The following is an 18,515-nucleotide window of genomic DNA, read 5'->3' as shown; positions in this document are numbered from 1 at the left end:
GTTCGCGCGCGTCACGTTGAAGGCGCCGCCGGGGCTCCGCCTGACGGTCGTGCCCTCCCACGCGCTGCTCTCCGACGGGCAGCGCTTCCGCGTGCTGGTGCGCGGCGGGGACGGCCGTCTCGAGTCGCGCGCGGTCGAGGTCGGCGCCGAGGTCGACGGGCTGGTGCAGGTCGTCTCCGGCCTCCGCGTGGGTGAGGAGGTGGTCAGCGAGGGCGCGCTCTTCGCCGCCCGGCAGCTCGCGAGCTCGTAGCGCGCCGCACTCACACGAGCCCGAGGAAGCCGTTCGCGAACGCGAGCGCGCCGACGGCGCCGACGGCCATGCCGCCCCACCAGAGACTCCGGCGGTCGAGCACGGCCGCGATCGTCTCGAGCACGATGGCGATCTGGAGGAGGCTCGTGCCGACGGCGAAGCGGTGGTGCTCCTCGAAGCGCTCGGTGGCAGCGCGATTCGCCTCGTCGCGCTCGTGCTCGGCCGTCCGTGCGCGCTCCTCGCTGGCGGCGATGTCGGCCCTCTGCCGCTCGACGTCCGCGGCGCCCCCGGGGGCCAGCTCCTGGAGGTGGAGCTTGATCGACTTGGCCTGCCGGAACGCCCACTCGTCGGAGGCGCGGCTCTGGGCCAGGACCGCCTCGTTCTTGCTCAGGATGCTCTCGGCCGCGGTCCGCTCGGCCTGGAGCGCGGAGAGCGAGGCGAGGACCGCGAGGACGGCGGCCGTCACCGCGACGCGGGTCGTGAGGCCGCGCCGGCGCGAACCTTCGAGGTCCTCCGCCTCCACCAGCTCCTGCGGTTCGAGCGTCTCGCGGCCCACGGCGCGGGGGAGACTAGCTCAGCGGGCCTCGCGCACCAAGGCGCCGGGCGCCCGCCGCGCGTCGCCGATCATGAGGAGGACGCCCGCGAGGCACGCCGCCGCCATCGCCGCGAACATGGTGCGATAGCCGGCGGCCTGAGCGATCGCCCCGCAGAGGGGCGTGCCGAGCACCGCGCCGCCGTCGAGGGCGGCGGTGTAGAGGCTCACGGCCGTGCCCTGGAAGCGCGGCGGTGTGCGGGTCACGGCGAGTCCGTTCAGCACCGGGAAGAGCGAGCCGTGCCCGGCGCCGCACGCCATGCCGGCCGCCACCAGCGCGCCCGGCCGGGGGAGGAGGCAGAGGGCCGCGAGGCCGAGCCCGAACACGCCGAAGGCCGGCACCGCGATCGGATGAGCGCCCAGGCGGTCGGGCAGCTGGCGCCCGAAGACGCGGAGCAGGATGGTGGTCGAGGCGTAGGCGGCGAAGAAGGGCGCGGCCCTCGCGATGTGAAGATCCCGCGTGAAGTCGGCCACGAAGTAGAAGGCGGCGTTGATGCCGGCACCGAACAGCACCGTGGCGGCCAGCACGGAGAGGAGCCCGCCCCCGAGCGCGAGCCGGGCCACGTCGCGCGTGGCTCCGGGGGACGCGCGAGCCGGGGCGGGGATCGGCATCGGGCCGCGCTCCTCGATCAGCGTCGTCAGGGCGAGGGAGACGAGCCCGAACCCGGACGCGGTGAGGAAGAAGGCCGGGAAGCCGAGGCGGGCGATGATCGCCTCGCCGAGCCAGGGGCCGAGCCCGTTCGGCGCCATGCCGAAGACGCCGAAGATGGCGATCCCCTCGACGCGCCGCGCGGCCGGCACCAGGTCGGCGGCATAGGTGAAGTAGGCGGCGAAGAGCGCGCCGGCGACGACCAGGTGGAGCGTGGCGAGCAGGTAGAGCCACGCGCCCGTGCCGCCGAGCAGGAGGAAGGGCGGAAACGAGGCGGCGTTCGCGGCCCCGCCCCACAGGAGCACGCGGCGGCGCCCGAGACGGTCGAGCAGCGCCCCCACCGCCGGCCGGAGCGCCACGCTGAGCGCGAGGCCCGTGCCGAGGACGAGCCCGATGGTGAGCTTGTCGCCGCCGAGCGCGCGGATGAAGAGCGGTAAGAGGAGGAACATGCCCATGCTCATCCCGCCCGTGAAGTGGATGGCGCACGCGATCCAGAAGGTGCGGGTGTAGAGCCGCGGGGTGGGGTTCACGCGCGGGGGCGCCCCGGCGTAGGATCGGGTGGGAGGCGTCGCATGCGCGAGATCGTGGATGGGATCTTCACCTGGTCCTGGTTCTCCGAGCCCCACGGGTACGACTTCAACGGCTATCTCATCGGCCACCCCGAGGGAAACCTGTGCGTCGATCCGGTCGAGCCCTCGGCGGACGTGCTCGCCCGCCTGGTGCGCGACGGCGTGGCGCGCATCGTCGTCACCAACCGCAACCACGTGCGCAAGGCCGCGCTGGTGCGGGAGCGGACCGGCGCCCCGATCGCGATCCATGCTGCCGACGCGGCCTACGCGCGGGGCCAGGGCGCGACCATCGACGCCGCCCTCGCGCCCGGCGAGCGGATCGGCCCCTTCACCGTGCTCGGCGTGCCCGGGAAGTCGCCGGGCGAGATCGCGCTCCACTGCCCGCGGCGGCGCATCCTGATCGTGGGCGATGCCGTGATCGGGAACCCGCCGGGCCGGCTGTCCCTCCTGCGCGAGAAGGTGATGGACGACCCGCCCCTGCTGCGTGCGAGCCTGGTCGCGCTCGCCGCGCTCGAGGTCGAGGTGCTGCTCCCCGGCGACGGCGCGCCGATCCTCAGCGCCGCGGGGGCGCGGCTCCGCGAGCTGGTGGCGACCTTTCCGGCCTGAGACGGCTAAGCGAGCCAACGCACCGGCCGGCCGTGGAATCCCGCGCTCGCGATGAGCCGCTCGGTCCCGCCCGGCCACAGCGTGAGATGCACCTCGGCCTGCTCGCCTCCGGGCTCCATGCGAAGCCACGCGAGCGGCGCGGCCGCCGTCGCCCGCCGGCCGGCCTGGGCGAGCAGGCTCGCGACGCTGCGGCGGTCGGCCGCGCTCAGGTACTGCATGACGATCGAGTGGAAGACGACGCTCGCCACGCCGGCGGCCGGCGCTGCGAGGCGCGTGGCGAGCCACGCGGGCGCACCGGCGGCGTCGATCGCCGCCGGGACCCGGCGCGCCACCTCGAGCGCGCCACGGAGCAGCGCAATCCGTTCGCGCTGGTCGGGCCACACGTAGGTGAGGAGCGTGAGCTGCCCTTCGGGCGTGCCGGGATCGATGGGCAGCGTGTCGCAGCCGGCGCGCTCGACCACGCGGCAGCGGCGCTGGCAGGGCGGCAAGCCGTCCGGGAACACGTCGACCAGGCGCACCGGCGACGCGCGCTCGCCCCAGCCCGCGCTGCCCTGCTCGTAGCGGTAGTGGTCCCAGCGCAGGTTCAGGCCCGCGCTGGCGCCGAGCTCGAGCAGGCGAAGCGGCAGGCCGGTCTCGCGCGCGACGAGCAGGAAGCCGCCCAGGAGCGCGGCCGAGCGCCCGACCTCGTTCGTCTGCACGGGCGAGCGGAGCAGCGCGCGCAGCACGTCGCGGTGCTGCTCGAGCGTGTCGCGGAACGCGGCCCAGGCGCCCTCGAGCCCCGCCTCGCCACCGGCGGACGGGTAGTGCCGCGCGAGCGCCGGCACGCGCCCCTCGAGCACGAGCCGGTGCACGGCGCCCAGGAAGCGGAGCGCGAGGGCCGAGCCACGCGGGTCGTCCTCGTGTCCCTCGAGCACGGGCCACGCCGGCCCACCCGCCTCGACATCCGCGGCCGCCTGCTCGAGGAGCGTCGTGTAGAGCGGCGAGCCGAGGTGGGCGCACCCGGCCGCCTGCTCGCGCAGCCGCCCCCCGAGCGTCCGCCGCGCGTCGCTCAGGGCCGGATCGCGAGTTGCGGATGCCGGCGCCGGAAGACCGCCGCCATCGCGGCGGCCGCCAGCAGGTTGCCGACCAGCACCTCCGGCCAGGTGAGCGCGCGCAGCACCGGCTCGGCGAAGAGCATGCAGGCGAGCAGGAAGCCGAACTCGAAGACGACGAACAGGAGCACGATGCCGAAGCCGAAGCTCGGGTTGCGCTCGGCGAGCCCGAGCAGGCGCGAGGCGCCCACCCCGATGATGAGGAAGGCGAGCACGTGCACCCACGTGAAGCTGAGCACCATCTCGAAGTCGACGGGCAGCATCTCGGGCGTCGCCAGCCCGGCGCCGCCGCGGAAGAGGGAGGTGCCGAGGACCGTCGGGGTGTAGAAGGGGCGCCCTTTCACGCCGTCCAGGGCGAGGAACCAGAGGGCGATCGTCGCGGCACCGACCACGCCGGCGAGGATGCCTTCGGCATAGAGGGCCGTGACCGCTGCGGTCTCGCTGCCCTCGACCGCTCGGCTCGAGAGGCCCGTCTCGGCGGCCATGACGCGCTCCTTTCTCGGTGCCCGCTGCGGCCCCGCGAGGGGTCGTCTCGTGGATCCTTACGCCGGCGGGCGCGGTACCGTCAAGCCGGCGAGCGCCTTCTCCACGCGCCCGACCGGCCCGGCGAGCTCGTGCTCGCGAGCGAGGCGCGCGAGCCGGCGCGGGTGCGCAGGGGCCTTCGGGAGTGAGAGGTCGAGCGGCGGCAACGGCACGTCGGCGACCGGGGGCACGACGCGGCGCGCGGCGGCGAGGTAGGCCTGCGCCGCCTCGAGACGGCGCGCGACCGCCGGCGGCAGGGTCCTGGCCGCGAGCACGCTCGCGAGCGAGCCGTGCTCGGCGATGAGCCGCGCTGCCGTCTTCTCGCCGATCCCGGCCGCGCCGGGGAGCCCATCCGACGGATCGCCGCGCAGGAGCGCGAAGTCGCCGTAGGCGCGGCCCGGGATGCCGTAGCGGCGGGTGATCTCGGCCTCGTCGACCTCGAGCAGCTTGCTCACGCCGGTGAGCGGATAGAGGACGCGCACGTCGGGATCGCGCACGAGCGCGAACAGGTCGCGGTCGCCCGAGACGACCTCCACCGGCTCGCGGGCGCGCGCCGCGAGCGTCGCGATCACGTCCTCGGCCTCGAAGCCCTCGGCGCCGGCGACCGCGATGCCGAGGGCTTCCAGCACCTCGCGCCCGAGCGCCTCGTCGGGGGCGATCGGGTCGGGCTCGTCGGAGACGCGGTGGGCCTTGTACGACGGCAGCGCGTCGACCCGGAACGCCGGGCGCCAGTCCTCGTCGACGGCGATGCCGAGCCGGTCGGGCCGCCGGTCCGTGATCAGACGCCCGAGCATGTTCAGGAACCCGTGGACGGCGTGCGCGGGCACGCTCTCGGGGATGGTGTGGAAGGCGCGGAAGAGGAGGCTCGAGTAGTCGACCAGCATCAGCATCGGGGCGCGCCGCGCGCCGTATCCCGGTGTGCCTCCGGATTGCAAGCGCGGCCCCCGCCGATCTATGAGGGGGGGCGTCCGCCATGGCCAAACGGCAGAAGCGGGTCTTCATCCTGGGTGGCGGTGCGGCCCTCGGCGCCCACCACGTGGGCGCGCTCAAGCTCCTCGAGGAGCAGGGCATCGTCCCCGACGCGATCATCGGCAGCTCGATCGGCGTCGTCAACGCGTGCTGCTACGGCTCCGGCGGCGTGGCCCAGCTCGAGAGCGCATGGAAGGACTTCAGCTCGCTGCCGCGCATCTTCTCGCCCAGCCTGCGGCACAATCCGCTCCTCGGCGTGTCGCTCTTCTCGATGGATCGCCTGAGCAGCGCCGTCGAGCAGTACATCGACTTCGACAAGCTCTACCGGAGCCGGCTCGAGCTCGAGTTCGTGCTGCTCAACCTCTCGCGCGGGCGGGGCGAGATGCACGGCAAGCGCGACTGCGCCGACTGGCGCGAGCTGCGCACCATCTCGCGCGCCGGCTACGCGATCCCGCTTCTCTTCCCGCCCATCCAGTTCCGCGGCGACTGGTACGTCGACGGGGGCTTCGCCTGGAACATCCCGCTCGACCGAGCGATCGACCTGGGTGCGACGGAGATTTACCTCCTCGCGCCGATCGCGAGCCAGCTCCCGTACCGGAGCCGCTTCCGCACCTTCGCCGGCTTCGCCCAGCGCTTCCTCGACGTGATGTGGCGGACGATCGGCAACGCGGGCTACCTCTACGCGCGCATGGAGGGGGGCCGCTTCCACGGCGTGCCGGTCACCGTCGTCGAGCCCGGCGAGCAGTGGAGCGGCTTCGGCCCGTTCGCGGTCTTCAACGCCTACCCGCGGAAGAACCGGAACCTGATGGCGGCGGGGTACCGCGACGCGAAGCGGGCGCTCGCGGTACGCAGGCGCGCCGAGACGTCGGGCCGCGGCGCGCGGCGTCGGGGCGAGCGCGCGGCGGAGACGCCGGCGGCGGTCGGGGAGAGTCTCCCCGACGCCGGCAAGGCCGTGTCGCTGCACGAGACCGAAGGGTAGCCGGGCGGTGGCGCGGGCTCAGCGCGTCGCGGTGAGCTGCTCGGGCTCCTCGAGGAGCACTCGCAGCCGTTCGAGCGCGCGGGCGGCGTAGAAGCCGTCCTCCACCCGCTCGTCGTAGGTGTAGCGGAGGACGAACACCTCCCGACTCCCGACCGACCCGTCGGCGCGGACGACCGGTGCGCGGTGCAGCCGGCCGATGGTGACGAAGATCGGGATGGTGCCGTACTCGAAGAGGTGGTGGTACGCCGCATCGAGGCCGACGCTGCCGAGGTTGGCGACGAAGGCCGAGGCGTAGAGCGGGTCGTCGGCCGAGAAGCTGCCCGGGAGGCACCCCCATGCGTCCAGCCGGCGCACGAGGCGCACGCCGAGCCGGAGCACCGGTGCCGGGAGCCGCAGGAACGTCTTGATCTCGCGGTCGGTCGCCGACTCGCGCCCCGAGCGCCCCTCGCCCACCGCGGCGTGGATGCGGTCGACCATCACCTCGAGCGGCTCGGCGGGATCGAAGGCGACCTTCTTCGTGAAGATGGGCGCGTCGCGCTCGAGGCGCTGCTTGGCACTGAAGGCGAGCCAGACGCCGCGCCGCTGGTAGAGCCGGCTGCCGGCGACGAAGCGGTTCAAGCGCGGGAACTCCGCCAGCGCGAGGCCGATCGCGCGCAGCACGAGGTGAAAGAGGGTGATCGCGCGCTCCGGCGGCCGCGCGGCGTTCAGCCGCTCGAGCGCCCGCCGCGCCGGCTCCGCCCCGACCTCCTGCTCGAAGAGGACGAAGGCGCCGTTCCGGGTCGGCATGAGGAAGGGCAGGATACGCCGGACCGGGTGCACGGACGGGACCGGCGTCGCGTCCGGGCGGGAGAAGAGCGGCATGGCCGTCAGCCTCCGGCCGCGCGCCGCCGCGCGGCGCCGCGCGCCTCGAGCCAGCGCTCGGCGTTGCGCAGGGCGAGCGCGATGATCGTCTCCTGCGGGTTCACGCCGATCGAGGACGGGAGCGCGCTCGCGTCGGCGACCACGAGGCCGTCCGTGCCGTGCACCGCCCCGCTCGCGTCGGTCGCGCCGCGCCGCGCGTCGGTCGCCATGCGGGCCGTGCCCATGATGTGGACGGTCATCAGCTCGACCGTGTCCGGGACGGGCGGGCGCTCGTGGATGCGGCGGAGCTGGTCCGGCCCCTCCAGCGTGGGCAGGTCGGCGAACGGGAGCAGCACCCGCCGTGCGCCCGCGGCGAAGAGGAGCTCGGCGGTGAGCGCCACGCCGCGATGGACCGTCTCGAGGTCGCGCGGCGAGAGGTCGAAGAGCATGTACGGCTGCCGGTCGGGCCCGAGGACGACGCGGCCCTCGCCCTCGTCCTCGACCAGCGTCGCCGCGGTGAGCATGTGGTTGTACTGCCGCATCCACCCGGCGTTCTCCTCGCCCACGCCGGGGAGCGCCGCGGCGAGGAGGCCCGGCGGGACCGCGGCGTAGCCGATCAGGATGCCCTGCTCGAGGAAGTGGTGGACGTGGAAGGCCTGGTGCGTCCCGATCCAGGGATCGAGCGGGCGGTCGAAGAGGCCGACCACCTTGGCGTTGGGATGGGTGTGGAGGCCGCGCCCGATCGCCCGCGCGAGGAGCCAGCTCCGCTTGAGGATGCCGGGCGTGTGGCGCGCGCCGGCGGCGAGCACGACCAGCGGCGCGTGGGCGCGGAAGCGGCCGCGCGCCCGGCCCCGGTCGTCGACGAAGCGGCCGCGCACGCCGATCGCGCGCCGTCCCTTCCAGAGCACGCGGTCGACGCGCGCGTGCGTCACCAGGAGCGCCCCGGCGGCCAGGGCGCGCGGGATCTCGGTCACGTGCATGGCCTGCTTCGCGCCGGTCGGGCAGCCGAGCGCGCAGTTGTTGAGGCCCATGCAGCGGCGCATGTTGCGCGGCGCGCGCGCCGCGGGCCAGCCGAGCCGCCGCGCCCCCGCGAGGAAGAGCTGCGTGTTCTCACCGAAGGTGTCCTCGTGGTTCGGCTCGACGTGCAGGATGCGCTCGGCCTGGGCAAAGTAGGGCTCCATCGCCCGGGGCCCCGTGTCCGGGAGCCCCAGGTCGCGCTCCCAGCGCGCGAGCACGCGCTCGGGGGCGCGCCACGACATGCCGCCGTTGATGACCGTCGAGCCCCCGACGCACCGTCCCTCGGCGAAGATGATGGGCGGCCGGCCGAGGATCATGGTCGTGCCCGCGTCGCGGTAGAGGCGCCGGATCATGGTGGCGGGATCGGTGACGAAGCTCTCGGTCGGGTGGAGCGCCCCCTCCTCGAGCATGAGCACGTCGAGCCCCGCGTCGCGCAGGCGGGCGGCCGCGGTCGCGCCGCCGGCGCCGGTGCCGACGACGACCGCGTCGGCGGCGTACTCGCGCTCGCCGTCGAGCGCGGCGCCGACGATCACGTTCGGGTACGCGATCCGGTGCTCCGGCGGCGCGAGGCGCTCAGCCGGCGCGGCCATGGAGGAGCTCCGCGCGGCGGAGCACGAGCGCGTCGGCGCGGCCGGCCCAGTCGATCCCGAGCGAGGCGAGGACCTGGGGGTGCTCGTAGAAGGCGAGGAAGACGAGCGTGCGGAGCCCCATCAGGAGCGCGCTCCGGAGCCCGCCCGCGTGCTGGAACGCGGCCAGGTACCGGGCGGCCTCGCCCGGGGCCATCGACGTGAAGCGGCACCAGCGTTGCGCGAAGAGGGGCGGCCCCAGCTCGACCAGCCAGAGGCCGAGCGGCAGGCCGAGGCGGAGTGGCCAGGGCAGGTACGGGAGGAAGCGCCGGATGTCGCGCAGCACGTCGTCGTCGATCGGCTGGTCGAAGCCGTGGCCGCGCGGCCGGACGGCGGCGATCACCGCGCGCAGGATGCGCGTCTGTGGGAGCATCCGGGCGGCACCCTAGGAAAGGCCGCCGCGGCGTGCAACCTTCGCGCGCGGTTGCCTCGGCGCACGCGCGCCGACTATAAGGTTCGCGTGCGCTCGCCCGGCGAGCACCTGGTGGCGCTGGTCCGTGCCGACCCGCCCGACCGTGCCGCGATCGCGGCCTTCCTGGACGGGCTCCCGCACGGGGAGCGGGTGGCGGCCATCACGGCCCTCTCCGGGCCGCGCCTGCAGGCGCGGCTCTACGCCGCGACGGCGGGCGCGCCGCCCGTGACCCTGGCCGACTTCGTGCCGCCCGACGCGCCGCCGCTGCGCGAGGTCGTCTTCCACGGCAAGAACTCGCTGCCGGCGTTCACGCTCTTCCAGAAGCGCTTCTGTCGCGCGCCGCGCGGGAGCGACGAGCTCTGGGGCTACAACCACCAGGCGCTCGCCTGGCTCACCGGCCCGGGCTACTTCGTGGTGCACGAGGAGCGCGCCCGCGGCGCCGCCATCGACTACCGCGAGGTCCCGCCCGAGCGGCCGCCCGACTGGCCCGAGGTGAAGCGCAACGACCGCGGCTTCTCCCGCTTCGTCTACCGCGACATGGTGGACTACATGCGGCGCGTCTCGCGCGACGTGTTCATCGGCTCGGCACACCGGGGCGGGAAGGAGACGGGGAACTACTTCGTGCTCTGCCGCGACCAGCGATGAAGGCCGTCGGCAACGGCTACGCGCTCTGCGTGTACAACGTCACCGGTTGGCGTGACTTGACCCGCTCCGCGGCGTGGGCGGATGAAGCCTTGTAGGAGGTTCGTCATGAGGTCTCTGACACTTGCGGCGCTCGGAGCTTCGCTGCTGCTCGCGAGTGCGCCGGTGGCCTTCGCCAACTGCGCCAAGGACGATCCCACAGGATCCAAAGTGCTTGCGGCGCGGCAGCAGGCGAGCTCAACGTGTCCCTGCGCCACCGCGACCAAGCACGGGGCGTACGTGAAGTGCGTCGCCGGCGTGGCCGACACGCTGTCGAGCGGGACCAACCCCAGCCTGCCGAAGAGCTGCAAGGGGGCGGTCAAGAAGTGCGCGGCGCACTCGACCTGCGGCAAATCGGGTACGGTGACCTGCTGTCTCACGACGGCGAAGGGCCCGAAGTGCAAAGTCAAGAAGGACGCCGCCCACTGCACCGCGAAGCAGGGGACCACCGGGACCTGCAGGAGCTGCTGCGACGCGTGCCCGGCGCCGGGCAGCGGCCCAAGCTGTTCCTCGATCACCACGACGACGACCGCCCCCTGCGGACCCCCGACCGGAATGATCGTAAAGGGCTCCCTGACCGCCACGCCCGGTCGCTTCAACTACAACTTGACGCTCGGGCTTCCGGGGGCCAACTCCGCTTGCAACACGAATTTCTCCGGCTCGCATGCGTGCACGCTGGCGGATTTGCAGAGCGCGCCGGCGAGTGACCTCGCCTGCTTGAAAGACACCGCCGGCATGCCCGTTACTTCCTTCTGGGCGATCGCTTCGGATGCGGCGACGACACCCAGCCTCCAGCAGTGCGAGGACGACGTGGCCGGCGGCTCGGGGCTGAACTGGGAATACGCGACGGCGCACACGGCCTCCCGCGGGCAGAAGGTCTCTCTCGACAACACCACGGGCGCCCTCGGGGCGGTCCAGTCCAGCGTGCAGTGCAACATCTCCGGTAACGCCTGGGTCGGCTGCTGTCAGTGAAGAACTCGGCGTCGCCGGCGCGCGCGTGCCGGCGACGCCGACTCTCGACATCCACCGCCGCCGTCCTCCTCTGCTCCGTCTCGATACGTGGCCTTCCGTTCCCGAGCTCCGCAAGCGCCACGGCGTCCTGCTCGACTCCCGGTGCCGGCTGGTGCGTGGCACGGCGAGTCGCCGGGAGCGTCCCGAGGGGTGAGCTCGGGTTCCGCTTCGGCGAGCCGCTCGACGTCGACGGCGATGGCCACGCGGACTTCGCCGCCGGGGCGCGCTTCAAGCTCCAGCAGAAGACGCTCCAGAACGGGAGCGCCGCGGTGTGGTCGGGAGCGAGCGGTGCGCTGATCCGCGAGTGGGACGGCGAGTGGCCGGACGCGCTCTTCGGCCACTGGGTCATGCCGGTGCCGGATATCTCCGGCGATGGGCTCGCGGACCTGATCATCGCGGCGCCCCATGCACCCGTGCACGGGCGCATGCGCGGCCTTGTGGTGGCGCGTTCTCCCAAGACCGGAGAGGAGCTCTGGAGGCGCGAGGAGACCGAGAGCGAGAACCTCGGATGGGACCTGACGCTGGCCGGAGACCAGGATGGCGACGGGCACACCGACCTCTTCGTCGGTGCGCCCTCGGGGGACAGCGGTCGGGTCTATCTCCTGAGCGGCAAGGACGGCTCGGTGCTGCGGACCTACTCGCCTCGAGAAGAGGCGGGGTCCTTCGGATGGTACGTCGCCCGGCTCGACGACCTCGACGGCGACGGGCGCCCCGATCTCGCCGTCGGGGCACCGTTCGCAGCGGACGCCAGCGGTGCGAAGGTCGGCGGCGCCTGGGTCCTCTCGTCGGCAAGCGGCAAGGAGCTGTACCACTGGAAGGGAACAGATCGGCGGGGCGGCTTCGGCGGGGTCGTGGCGGCGGTCAGTGATCTCGACGGCGACCGCAAAGGCGAGATCGTCGTGGCGGCGCCAGGAACCGAGGATCAGAAGCGAACGATCCCCGGAGAGCTACACATCTATTCCGGCGCCACCGGGAAGGAGCTACGGCACTGGTCCGGGACCCAGCCGGGCGAGCTGTACGGACGGATGGTCGTTACCGCCGGCGATCTGGACGGAGACCGCGTCGAGGACCTCGCCATCGGTGCGCCCTGGTATCGACGCGGGGCCGCCGACAAGGTGGGGCGCGTGGAGCTCCGCTCCGGGCGGAGTGGAAAGGTCCTCTACGAGCTCTTCGGCGACGAGGCGGACTGCTGGTTCGGGTGGCACATCCGCCGCGCCCCCGATCCGGACGGACGCGGTCGCGCGGCGCTGCTGATCAGCTCGCTCCGCCATCCCGTCGACGGGAACGTGGGGGTCGGCGTGCTCGACCTCTACGTGCTCAGGCGGGGGAAGAAACGCGGCGATCAGGGGACGACCACCCGCGGCTCGCGACGGAGCGACGTCAGGTAGACGCGGAGCGGACCCTTCTCGTCGAAGGGAAGCAATCGTGCAAAAGTGCGAGCTGATTTGCAACGGCACGGCAGGTATAGTAGCCGCTTCCTCCTCGCATGGCTGCCCGGACGCACGCGGTGCCCCTCGACGACACGGCGCTGGCCTGGCTCGCGCTCGCGCTGGTGCCCGAGCTGCCGCCGCGCCGCGCCTTCGCGCTCGTCGAGCGCTTCGGGACGCCGCGCGCCGTGCTCGAGGCGCCGGCCGGCGCGCTCGCCGCGGCCGACGCGCCGCCCCCCGTCGTCACGGCGATCGGCCAGGCCCCGGGGCGCGCGCGCGCCGAGGCGCGCAAGCTCGCTGCTGCCGGCGCCACGCTGGTCGCCTGGAGCGACGGCGCGTATCCGCCGGCCTTGAGGCAGATCGCGGATCCGCCGCTCGTGCTCGCGGTGCGCGGCAGCCTCGGCGAGCCCGACGAGCCCGCGGTGGCGGTCGTCGGCACGCGGCACGCGAGCGAGTACGGCCTGCGCATGGCCGAGGAGCTGGCCCGCGGGCTCGCCCAGGCCGGCGTCACGGTGGTGAGCGGCCTCGCGACCGGCATCGACGGCGCAGCCCACCGGGCCGCGCTCGCGGCCGGCGGCCGGACGGTCGCCGTCTTCGGCACCGGCATCGACCGCGTCTATCCGAGCTGGCATCGCGGGCTGGCAGCCGCCATCGCGGCGCGGGGCGCCCTGGTGAGCGAGTTCCCCTGCGGCGCGCCGCCGCTCCAGTTCCACTTCCCGCGCCGCAACCGGATCATCAGCGGGCTCACGCGCGGCACCGTCGTGGTCGAGGCCGCCGAGCAGAGCGGCTCGCTCATCACCGCCGGCTACGCCCTCGAGCAGGACCGGCAGGTGTTCGCCGTGCCGGGGCCGGCCGGCGTGGCCGCGCACCTCGGCCCGAATCGGCTGATCCAGCAGGGGGCCAGGCTCGTCGTGGGCGCCGAGAACGTGCTGGAGGAGCTCTGGCCCGGGCTGCTGCTGCGGTTCGCCGCGCGGCGCGCCGCCGCGGCGGAGGCCGCGCTCAGCACGCCGGAGCGGCAGGTCCTGGCCGCGATCGGCCCCGAGGGACGGCACGTCGACGACGTGATCCGTGAGGCCGCGGTGCCGCCGGGCGCGGCGCTCGAGACGCTGCTCGCGCTCGAGCTGCGCGGCCTGGTGCGCCAGCTCCCCGGCAAGCGCTTCTGCCGGCGCGCCGCCTGAAACCCATGGCCAGGAACCTCGTCATCGTCGAGTCGCCGGCCAAGGCCAGGACGCTCGGCAAGTACCTCGGGCGCAACTACCAGGTGAAGGCGTCCATCGGCCACGTGATGGACCTGCCCAAGTCGAAGTTCGGGGTCGACATCGAGCGCGACTTCGCGCCCGAGTACCACGTCATCCAGGGCAAGGCGAAGGTGCTCGAGGAGATCAAGAAGGCCGCCCAGGACAAGGAGAACGTCTACCTCGCCCCCGACCCCGACCGCGAGGGCGAGGCCATCGCCTGGCACATCGCGCAGAAGCTCGGCAGGCGCCGGAGGAACGTCCACCGCGTGCTGTTCAACGAGATCACGAAGAAGGCGGTCCTCGAAGCGCTCAGGAACCCCGGCAAGCTCGACAAGAACCGCTTCGACGCGCAGCAGGCGCGCCGCATCCTCGACCGGCTGGTCGGCTACAAGCTCTCGCCCCTCCTCTGGGACAAGGTGCGCCGCGGGCTCTCGGCGGGGCGCGTGCAGTCGGTCGCGGTCCGCATCATCTGCGAGCGGGAGCGCGAGATCCGCGCCTTCACGCCCGAGGAGTACTGGACGGTCGAGGCGCGGCTCGGGGCGGCCGAGCCGCCGCCCTTCGCGGCGCGGCTGGCCGAGGTGGCGGGCCAGAAGCTCGACCACAAGAGCTTCCGCCTCGAGAACCGGGCGCGGGTCGAGGAGGCGCTGCGCGGTCTCGACGGTGCGACCTGGACGGTCACCAAGGTCGAGCGGAAGGAGCGCCGCCGCCACCCGACGCCGCCCTTCATCACCTCGCGCCTCCAGCAGGAGGCCTCGCGCAAGCTCGGCTTCCAGCCCTCGCGCACCATGCGGGTCGCGCAGCGCCTCTACGAGGGCGTCGAGCTCGGCCCGGAGGGTTCGGTCGGCCTCATCACCTACATGCGCACGGATTCGACGCGCATCGCGGGCGAGGCGCTCGCCGCCGCGCGCGACTACATCCAGGGCCGCTACGGGGCGCCCTACCTGCCCGACTCGCCGCAGGTGTACCGCTCGAAGAAGGACGCGCAGGACGCGCACGAGGCGATCCGGCCGACCTCGATGGAGTACGAGCCCGAGCGCGTCGCCGCCTACCTCGACAAGGACGGCCTCGCGCTCTACACGCTCATCTGGAACCGCTTCGTGGCGAGCCAGATGGAGTCGGCGGTCTACGACGCCACCGCGGTGGACGTCGAGGCGGGCACCTGCCGCTTCCGGGCCACCGGCCAGGTGCTCAAGTTCGACGGCTTCATCCGCGTCTACACCGAGGGCCGCGACGACGAGCAGCGCGATCCCGAGGAGGAGGGCGAGGGCCAGCTCCCGCCGCTCGCCGAGGGCGACCGGCTCCGGCTCCTCGAGCTCGTCCCCGAACAGCACTTCACGCAGCCGCCGCCCCGCTTCACGCAGGCGACCCTCATCAAGGAGCTGGAGGAGAAGGGCATCGGGCGCCCGTCCACCTATGCCAGCATCATGGGCACCATCCTGAACAAGGAGTACGTGACCGAGGACGACCAGCGGCGGCTCAGGCCGACCGACCTGGGCTTCCTGGTGACCGACCTCCTCGTCGAGTCGTTTCCCGACGTGCTCAACGTCGAGTTCACGGCCGGCATGGAGGACCAGCTCGACCGCATCGAGGAGGGCCAGCAGCACTACGTCGACGCGCTCCGCCGCTTCTGGGAGCCGTTCGCCAAGGACCTCGAGCAGGCCGAGGTCCAGATGCGCGACGTGAAGCGCGAGGAGCGCCCGACCGACCTCGTGTGCGAGAAGTGCGGGCAGCCGATGGTCATCAAGTGGGGCCGGCGGGGCGAGTTCCTCGCCTGCCGCGGCTACCCCGAGTGCAAGAACACGATGAACTTCCGGCGCGCCGACGACGGGACCATCCGACCGGTCGAGCCAGAGACCACGAACGAGGTGTGCGAGCAGTGCGGCCGGCCCATGCAGGTGCGCTTCGGCCGCTACGGCAAGTTCCTCGGCTGCTCGGGCTATCCCGAGTGCAAGAACATGCAGCCGCTCCACAAGCCCGTGCCCACGGGCGTCCGGTGCGTCCTCGGCTGCGGCGAGGGCGAGTTGATGGAGCGGCGCTCGCGGCGCGGGAAGCTCTTCTACAGCTGCAGCCGCTATCCCGCGTGCCAGTTCGTGGCCTGGGACCGGCCGGTGCCCGAGGCCTGCCCGCGCTGCGGGACGGGGTTCGTGACCGAGAAGGTGACCAAGCGCTACGGCACCGTGCGCCGCTGCGTGAAGGACGGGTGCGGCTGGCAGGAGCAGGTCGATGTCGGCGACGGCGGCGACTACGCGCCCCTGCCCGGGCGCCGCGCGGCGGCGCAGGTGAGCGGCCGACGCCGGGCGCCGGCGGCGCGAGCGCCGCGCCGGGCGACCTCGTCGTGAGCGGACGGGTCACCATCGTCGGGGGCGGCCTCGCCGGCTGCGAGGCCGCCTGGCAGCTCGCCCGGCGCGGCATCGGCGTCGACCTCTACGAGATGCGCCCGCAGCGCGGCACCGAGGCGCACCTGACGGACCGCCTGGCCGAGCTCGTGTGCTCGAACTCCTTTCGCAACGCGACCCTCGAGACGGCGGTGGGGCTGCTCAAGGAGGAGATGCGGCGCCTCGGCTCGCTCGTCATGCGCGTCGCGGACGCGACCCGCGTGCCCGCGGGCGCCTGCCTCGCCGTCGACCGGCTGCACTTCGCGACCGGCATCACGCAGGCGGTCGAGGCGCTGCCGGCAGTACGGGTCATCCGGGAAGAAGTGGCCGAGATCCCCGCCGAGCTCACCATCGTCGCCACGGGCCCGCTCACCTCGCCGGCGCTCTCCGAGGCCCTGCAGCGCGTCCTCGGCACGCGCCACCTCTACTTCTACGACGCCGTCGCGCCCATCGTGACCGCCGAGTCGATCGACATGGGCGTCGCGTGGAAGGCCTCGCGCTACGACAAGGGCGGCGAGGACTACATCAACTGCCCGCTCGACCGGGGTCAGTACCACGCCTTCGTCGAGGCGGTGGTGAGCGCCGAGAAGGTCCCGACGCGCGACTTCGAGCGCTGCATCTACTTCGAGGGCTGCATGCCGATCGAGGAGATGGCGCGCCGCGGGCGCGACACGCTCGCCTTCGGCCCGATGCGTCCCGTCGGCCTGGTCGACCCGCGCAGCGGCGGGCGCCCCCACGCCTGCGTCCAGCTCCGCCAGGACGACGCCGAGGGACGGCTCTTCAACATGGTCGGCTTCCAGACCAAGATGACCTATCCCGAGCAGCGGCGCGTCTTCCGCATGATCCCCGGGCTCGCGCAGGCGGAGTTCGTGCGCCTCGGAAGCCTCCACCGCAACACCTTCATCGACGCGCCGGCGCTCCTCCTCCCCTCGCTCCAGGTGATCGGGCGGCGGCGCCTCCTGCTGGCGGGGCAGCTGGTGGGCGTCGAGGGCTACGTCGAGTCGGCGGCGACGGGCCTGCTGGCGGGCCTGAACGCGGGGCGGCTCCTCGACGGCCAGGCGCCGCTCGTCCCGCCGCGTACGACCGCGCTCGGCTCGCTCCTCGCCTACGTCACCCAGCGCGGCAAGAAGTCGTTCCAGCCCATGAACGCGAACTACGGCCTCTTCCCGCCGCTCGCGCGAGCGCTGCGCGGGCGCGACAAGAAGCTCGCGATGGCAGAGCGCGCGCTCGCCGAGCTCATGCGCTGGCGGGAGAGCGCGCACCTGGGGGACGAGCCGGCGGGCTGCCAGTCGGTGGCGTGACCCCCGACGAGCTCGCACGGGCGATCGCCGCGAGCGGGGCGCGGGACACCGCGCGGGTGGCCGAGGCGGCGGGCGCGGTCGCGGGCTGGCTCGCGCGCGCGCCCGCCGGCGAGGTGGCGGAGGGCCTCGCCGCCGCCGCGGATCCCGCGGTGGCGCTCGATCAGCTGGCGCGGCTCGTGGCGGCGGAGGCGCCGCCGGCGCCCGGGCGCACGGCGGCGCTGCTGCGCCTGCTCGGCGGCAGCCCGGCGCTCGCGGGCGCGCTGGTCGCCGAGGGCGCCGCGTGGCCGGCGCTCCTCGAGCGCGTCTTCGAGGTGCCCGCGCTGGGACCGGACGGGCACCGTGCGGCGCTGGCCGGGGCCGGCGCGTCGGGACTGCTCTCCCGCGCCGCGCTCCAGGCCGTCCTCCGCCGCCACCGCCGGCGCGAGCTGGTGCGCATCGGCGGCCGCGACCTCCTCGGCCTCGCCGGCGTGGAGGACACGGTGCGCGAGCTCACCGCGCTCGCCGAGGGCGTGATCGAGGCCGCCGTGGCGAGCGTGCGCGCCCGCCTCGCCGCCGAGTGGGGCGAGGCGCTCGTGCCGGGCGAGGGCCGTCCCGCCGCCTTCGTCGTCCTCGGCATGGGCAAGCTCGGCGGCGAGGAGCTCAACTACAGCTCCGACGTCGACCTGGTCTACGTCTACGAACGCGACGGCGAGCAGGCGGGCGGCCGCACGCTCGGGCAGTTCTTCTCGCGCCTCGCCGAGGAGGTGACGCGCGCGCTCGGCGAGGTGACCGGCGACGGCCTCGTCTTCCGCGTCGATCTCCGGCTCCGCCCGGGGGGCGCGGAGGGGCCGGTCGCCGTCTCGCTCCCGGCGGCGCTCTCCTACTACGAGGCCTGGGGACAGACGTGGGAGCGCGCCGCCTGGCTGAAGGCCAGGCCGGTCGGGGGAGACCGCGCCCTCGGCGAGCGCGTCCTCGCCGAGCTCGTGCCCTTCGTCCACCGCCGCTACCTCGACTTCGGCACGATCGAGGACCTGAAGGCCATGAAGCGACGGGTCGACGCCACGCTCGGCGGGCCCGAGGCGGCGCGCGACGTGAAGCTCGGGCGCGGCGGCATCCGCGAGGTCGAGTTCTTCGTGCAGGCGCAGCAGCTCGTGCACGGCGGCAAGGACCCGCGGCTGCGCGTGCGCAGCACGCTCGGCGCGCTCGGTGCGCTCGCCGCCGCGGGCTACGTCGAGCCTGCTCTCGCCGCCGCGCTCGCCGCCGCCTACCGCTTCCTGCGCGACGTCGAGCACAAGCTGCAGATCGTCCAGGAGCGGCGCACCCAGCGCGTGCCGAGCGACCCGGACGCGCTCCTGGCACTCGCGCGCCGGCTCGGCTTCCG

Annotated in this window: 17 protein-coding genes and 1 pseudogene; 10 read left to right on the top strand and 8 right to left on the bottom strand. The window is 73.8% G+C overall.

The genetic code is table 11. The features are described from left to right. Window positions 1-260: 260 nt before the first annotated feature. Together E6J59_18920 and E6J59_18915 are read right to left on the bottom strand one after the other, a co-directional pair. Entirely contained in the window at window positions 261-806 is a 546-nt protein-coding gene (locus tag E6J59_18920; GenBank protein ID TMB16528.1) for a DUF4337 domain-containing protein, read from the bottom strand. Between the two features lie 18 nt (window positions 807-824). Further along, the gene (locus tag E6J59_18915; protein TMB16527.1) at window positions 825-2,021 is read right to left on the bottom strand and encodes an MFS transporter; all 1,197 of its coding nucleotides are present in this window, start codon (window positions 2,019-2,021) and stop codon (window positions 825-827) included. 42 nt (window positions 2,022-2,063) lie between these two features. Here E6J59_18915 and E6J59_18910 point away from each other — a divergent pair, with 42 nt between their 5' ends. Further along, complete coding sequence (locus E6J59_18910; protein TMB16526.1) at window positions 2,064-2,666, top strand: MBL fold metallo-hydrolase; 603 nt, start codon at window positions 2,064-2,066, stop codon at window positions 2,664-2,666. Between the two features lie 5 nt (window positions 2,667-2,671). Here E6J59_18910 and E6J59_18905 read toward each other — a convergent pair whose 3' ends face one another. Genes E6J59_18905 through E6J59_18895 form a run of 3 tightly spaced genes read right to left on the bottom strand, consistent with a single transcriptional unit; the run spans window position 2,672 to window position 5,169 of the window. Continuing rightward, window positions 2,672-3,685: a DUF2332 domain-containing protein gene (locus E6J59_18905; GenBank protein ID TMB16530.1), complete on the bottom strand. Its 1,014-nt coding sequence runs from the start codon at window positions 3,683-3,685 to the stop codon at window positions 2,672-2,674. A 29-nt stretch (window positions 3,686-3,714) separates the two neighbouring features. Continuing rightward, window positions 3,715-4,242, bottom strand: coding sequence for a hypothetical protein (locus E6J59_18900; protein TMB16525.1), 528 nt, complete (start codon window positions 4,240-4,242; stop codon window positions 3,715-3,717). Window positions 4,243-4,299: 57 nt separating this feature from the next. Then, entirely contained in the window at window positions 4,300-5,169 is an 870-nt protein-coding gene (locus E6J59_18895; GenBank protein TMB16524.1) for a 5'-3' exonuclease, read from the bottom strand. An 83-nt stretch (window positions 5,170-5,252) separates the two neighbouring features. Here E6J59_18895 and E6J59_18890 point away from each other — a divergent pair, with 83 nt between their 5' ends. Further along, on the top strand, window positions 5,253-6,227 hold the full coding sequence (locus E6J59_18890; protein TMB16523.1) for a hypothetical protein: 975 nt from the start codon (window positions 5,253-5,255) through the stop codon (window positions 6,225-6,227). 18 nt (window positions 6,228-6,245) lie between these two features. On the opposite strand, the gene E6J59_18885 is transcribed toward E6J59_18890, so the two are convergent. Genes E6J59_18885 through E6J59_18875 form a run of 3 tightly spaced genes read right to left on the bottom strand, consistent with a single transcriptional unit; the run spans window position 6,246 to window position 9,083 of the window. Next, complete coding sequence (locus E6J59_18885) at window positions 6,246-7,088, bottom strand: 2-oxo acid dehydrogenase subunit E2 (GenBank protein ID TMB16522.1); 843 nt, start codon at window positions 7,086-7,088, stop codon at window positions 6,246-6,248. Between the two features lie 5 nt (window positions 7,089-7,093). Continuing rightward, window positions 7,094-8,674: an FAD-binding protein gene (locus E6J59_18880; GenBank protein ID TMB16521.1), complete on the bottom strand. Its 1,581-nt coding sequence runs from the start codon at window positions 8,672-8,674 to the stop codon at window positions 7,094-7,096. Further along, entirely contained in the window at window positions 8,658-9,083 is a 426-nt protein-coding gene (locus E6J59_18875; GenBank protein ID TMB16520.1) for a hypothetical protein, read from the bottom strand. Before E6J59_18875 ends, E6J59_18880 begins: the two co-directional genes overlap by 17 nt. Before the next feature lie 87 nt (window positions 9,084-9,170). On the opposite strand from E6J59_18875, the gene E6J59_18870 reads away from it, so the two are divergent. The 8 genes and pseudogenes from E6J59_18870 to E6J59_18835 all read left to right on the top strand — a co-directional run. Further along, window positions 9,171-9,767 carry a hypothetical protein gene (locus E6J59_18870; protein TMB16519.1) on the top strand — a complete coding sequence of 199 codons (597 nt, stop codon included), beginning with the start codon at window positions 9,171-9,173 and terminating at the stop codon, window positions 9,765-9,767. A gap of 105 nt (window positions 9,768-9,872) precedes the next feature. Further along, window positions 9,873-10,775 (top strand): hypothetical protein, encoded by a 903-nt coding sequence (locus E6J59_18865; GenBank protein ID TMB16518.1) that lies wholly within the window; start codon window positions 9,873-9,875, stop codon window positions 10,773-10,775. 155 nt (window positions 10,776-10,930) lie between these two features. After that, entirely contained in the window at window positions 10,931-12,202 is a 1,272-nt protein-coding gene (locus tag E6J59_18860; protein ID TMB16517.1) for a hypothetical protein, read from the top strand. A 98-nt stretch (window positions 12,203-12,300) separates the two neighbouring features. Next, window positions 12,301-13,419 (top strand): DNA-protecting protein DprA, encoded by a 1,119-nt coding sequence (dprA, locus tag E6J59_18855; protein ID TMB16516.1) that lies wholly within the window; start codon window positions 12,301-12,303, stop codon window positions 13,417-13,419. Between the two features lie 5 nt (window positions 13,420-13,424). Beyond that, window positions 13,425-15,818 (top strand): type I DNA topoisomerase, encoded by a 2,394-nt coding sequence (gene topA, locus E6J59_18850; GenBank protein ID TMB16515.1) that lies wholly within the window; start codon window positions 13,425-13,427, stop codon window positions 15,816-15,818. After that, entirely contained in the window at window positions 15,815-17,155 is a 1,341-nt protein-coding gene (locus tag E6J59_18845; protein ID TMB16514.1) for a methylenetetrahydrofolate--tRNA-(uracil(54)-C(5))-methyltransferase (FADH(2)-oxidizing) TrmFO, read from the top strand. The genes topA and E6J59_18845 overlap by 4 nt, the downstream gene beginning before the upstream one ends. After that, window positions 17,098-18,111, top strand: a pseudogene (locus E6J59_18840) (hypothetical protein). The gene E6J59_18845 and the pseudogene E6J59_18840 overlap by 58 nt, the downstream one beginning before the upstream one ends. Before the next feature lie 63 nt (window positions 18,112-18,174). Further along, on the top strand, window positions 18,175-18,515 hold a 341-nt coding region (locus E6J59_18835), incomplete at its 3' end, for a hypothetical protein (protein ID TMB16529.1).

Source organism: Deltaproteobacteria bacterium (genome assembly GCA_005879795.1).
Classification (GTDB): Bacteria; Desulfobacterota; Binatia; order DP-6; family DP-6; genus DP-6.
The sequence above is the reverse complement of the archived record's forward strand: the minus strand, read 5'-3'. Positions and strand labels throughout refer to the sequence as shown.

What these genes read in the sequence shown, in the direction of transcription:
- E6J59_18910 (TMB16526.1), top strand. Translation starts at nt 2,064, where the DNA reads ATGCGCGAGATCGTGGATGGGATCTTCACCTGGTCCTGGTTCTCCGAG.
- E6J59_18900 (TMB16525.1), bottom strand. Translation starts at nt 4,242, where the DNA reads ATGGCCGCCGAGACGGGCCTCTCGAGCCGAGCGGTCGAGGGCAGCGAG.
- E6J59_18895 (TMB16524.1), bottom strand. Translation starts at nt 5,169, where the DNA reads ATGCTGATGCTGGTCGACTACTCGAGCCTCCTCTTCCGCGCCTTCCAC.
- E6J59_18890 (TMB16523.1), top strand. Translation starts at nt 5,253, where the DNA reads ATGGCCAAACGGCAGAAGCGGGTCTTCATCCTGGGTGGCGGTGCGGCC.
- E6J59_18885 (TMB16522.1), bottom strand. Translation starts at nt 7,088, where the DNA reads ATGCCGCTCTTCTCCCGCCCGGACGCGACGCCGGTCCCGTCCGTGCAC.
- E6J59_18880 (TMB16521.1), bottom strand. Translation starts at nt 8,674, where the DNA reads ATGGCCGCGCCGGCTGAGCGCCTCGCGCCGCCGGAGCACCGGATCGCG.
- E6J59_18875 (TMB16520.1), bottom strand. Translation starts at nt 9,083, where the DNA reads ATGCTCCCACAGACGCGCATCCTGCGCGCGGTGATCGCCGCCGTCCGG.
- E6J59_18865 (TMB16518.1), top strand. Translation starts at nt 9,873, where the DNA reads ATGAGGTCTCTGACACTTGCGGCGCTCGGAGCTTCGCTGCTGCTCGCG.
- dprA (TMB16516.1), top strand. Translation starts at nt 12,301, where the DNA reads ATGGCTGCCCGGACGCACGCGGTGCCCCTCGACGACACGGCGCTGGCC.
- topA (TMB16515.1), top strand. Translation starts at nt 13,425, where the DNA reads ATGGCCAGGAACCTCGTCATCGTCGAGTCGCCGGCCAAGGCCAGGACG.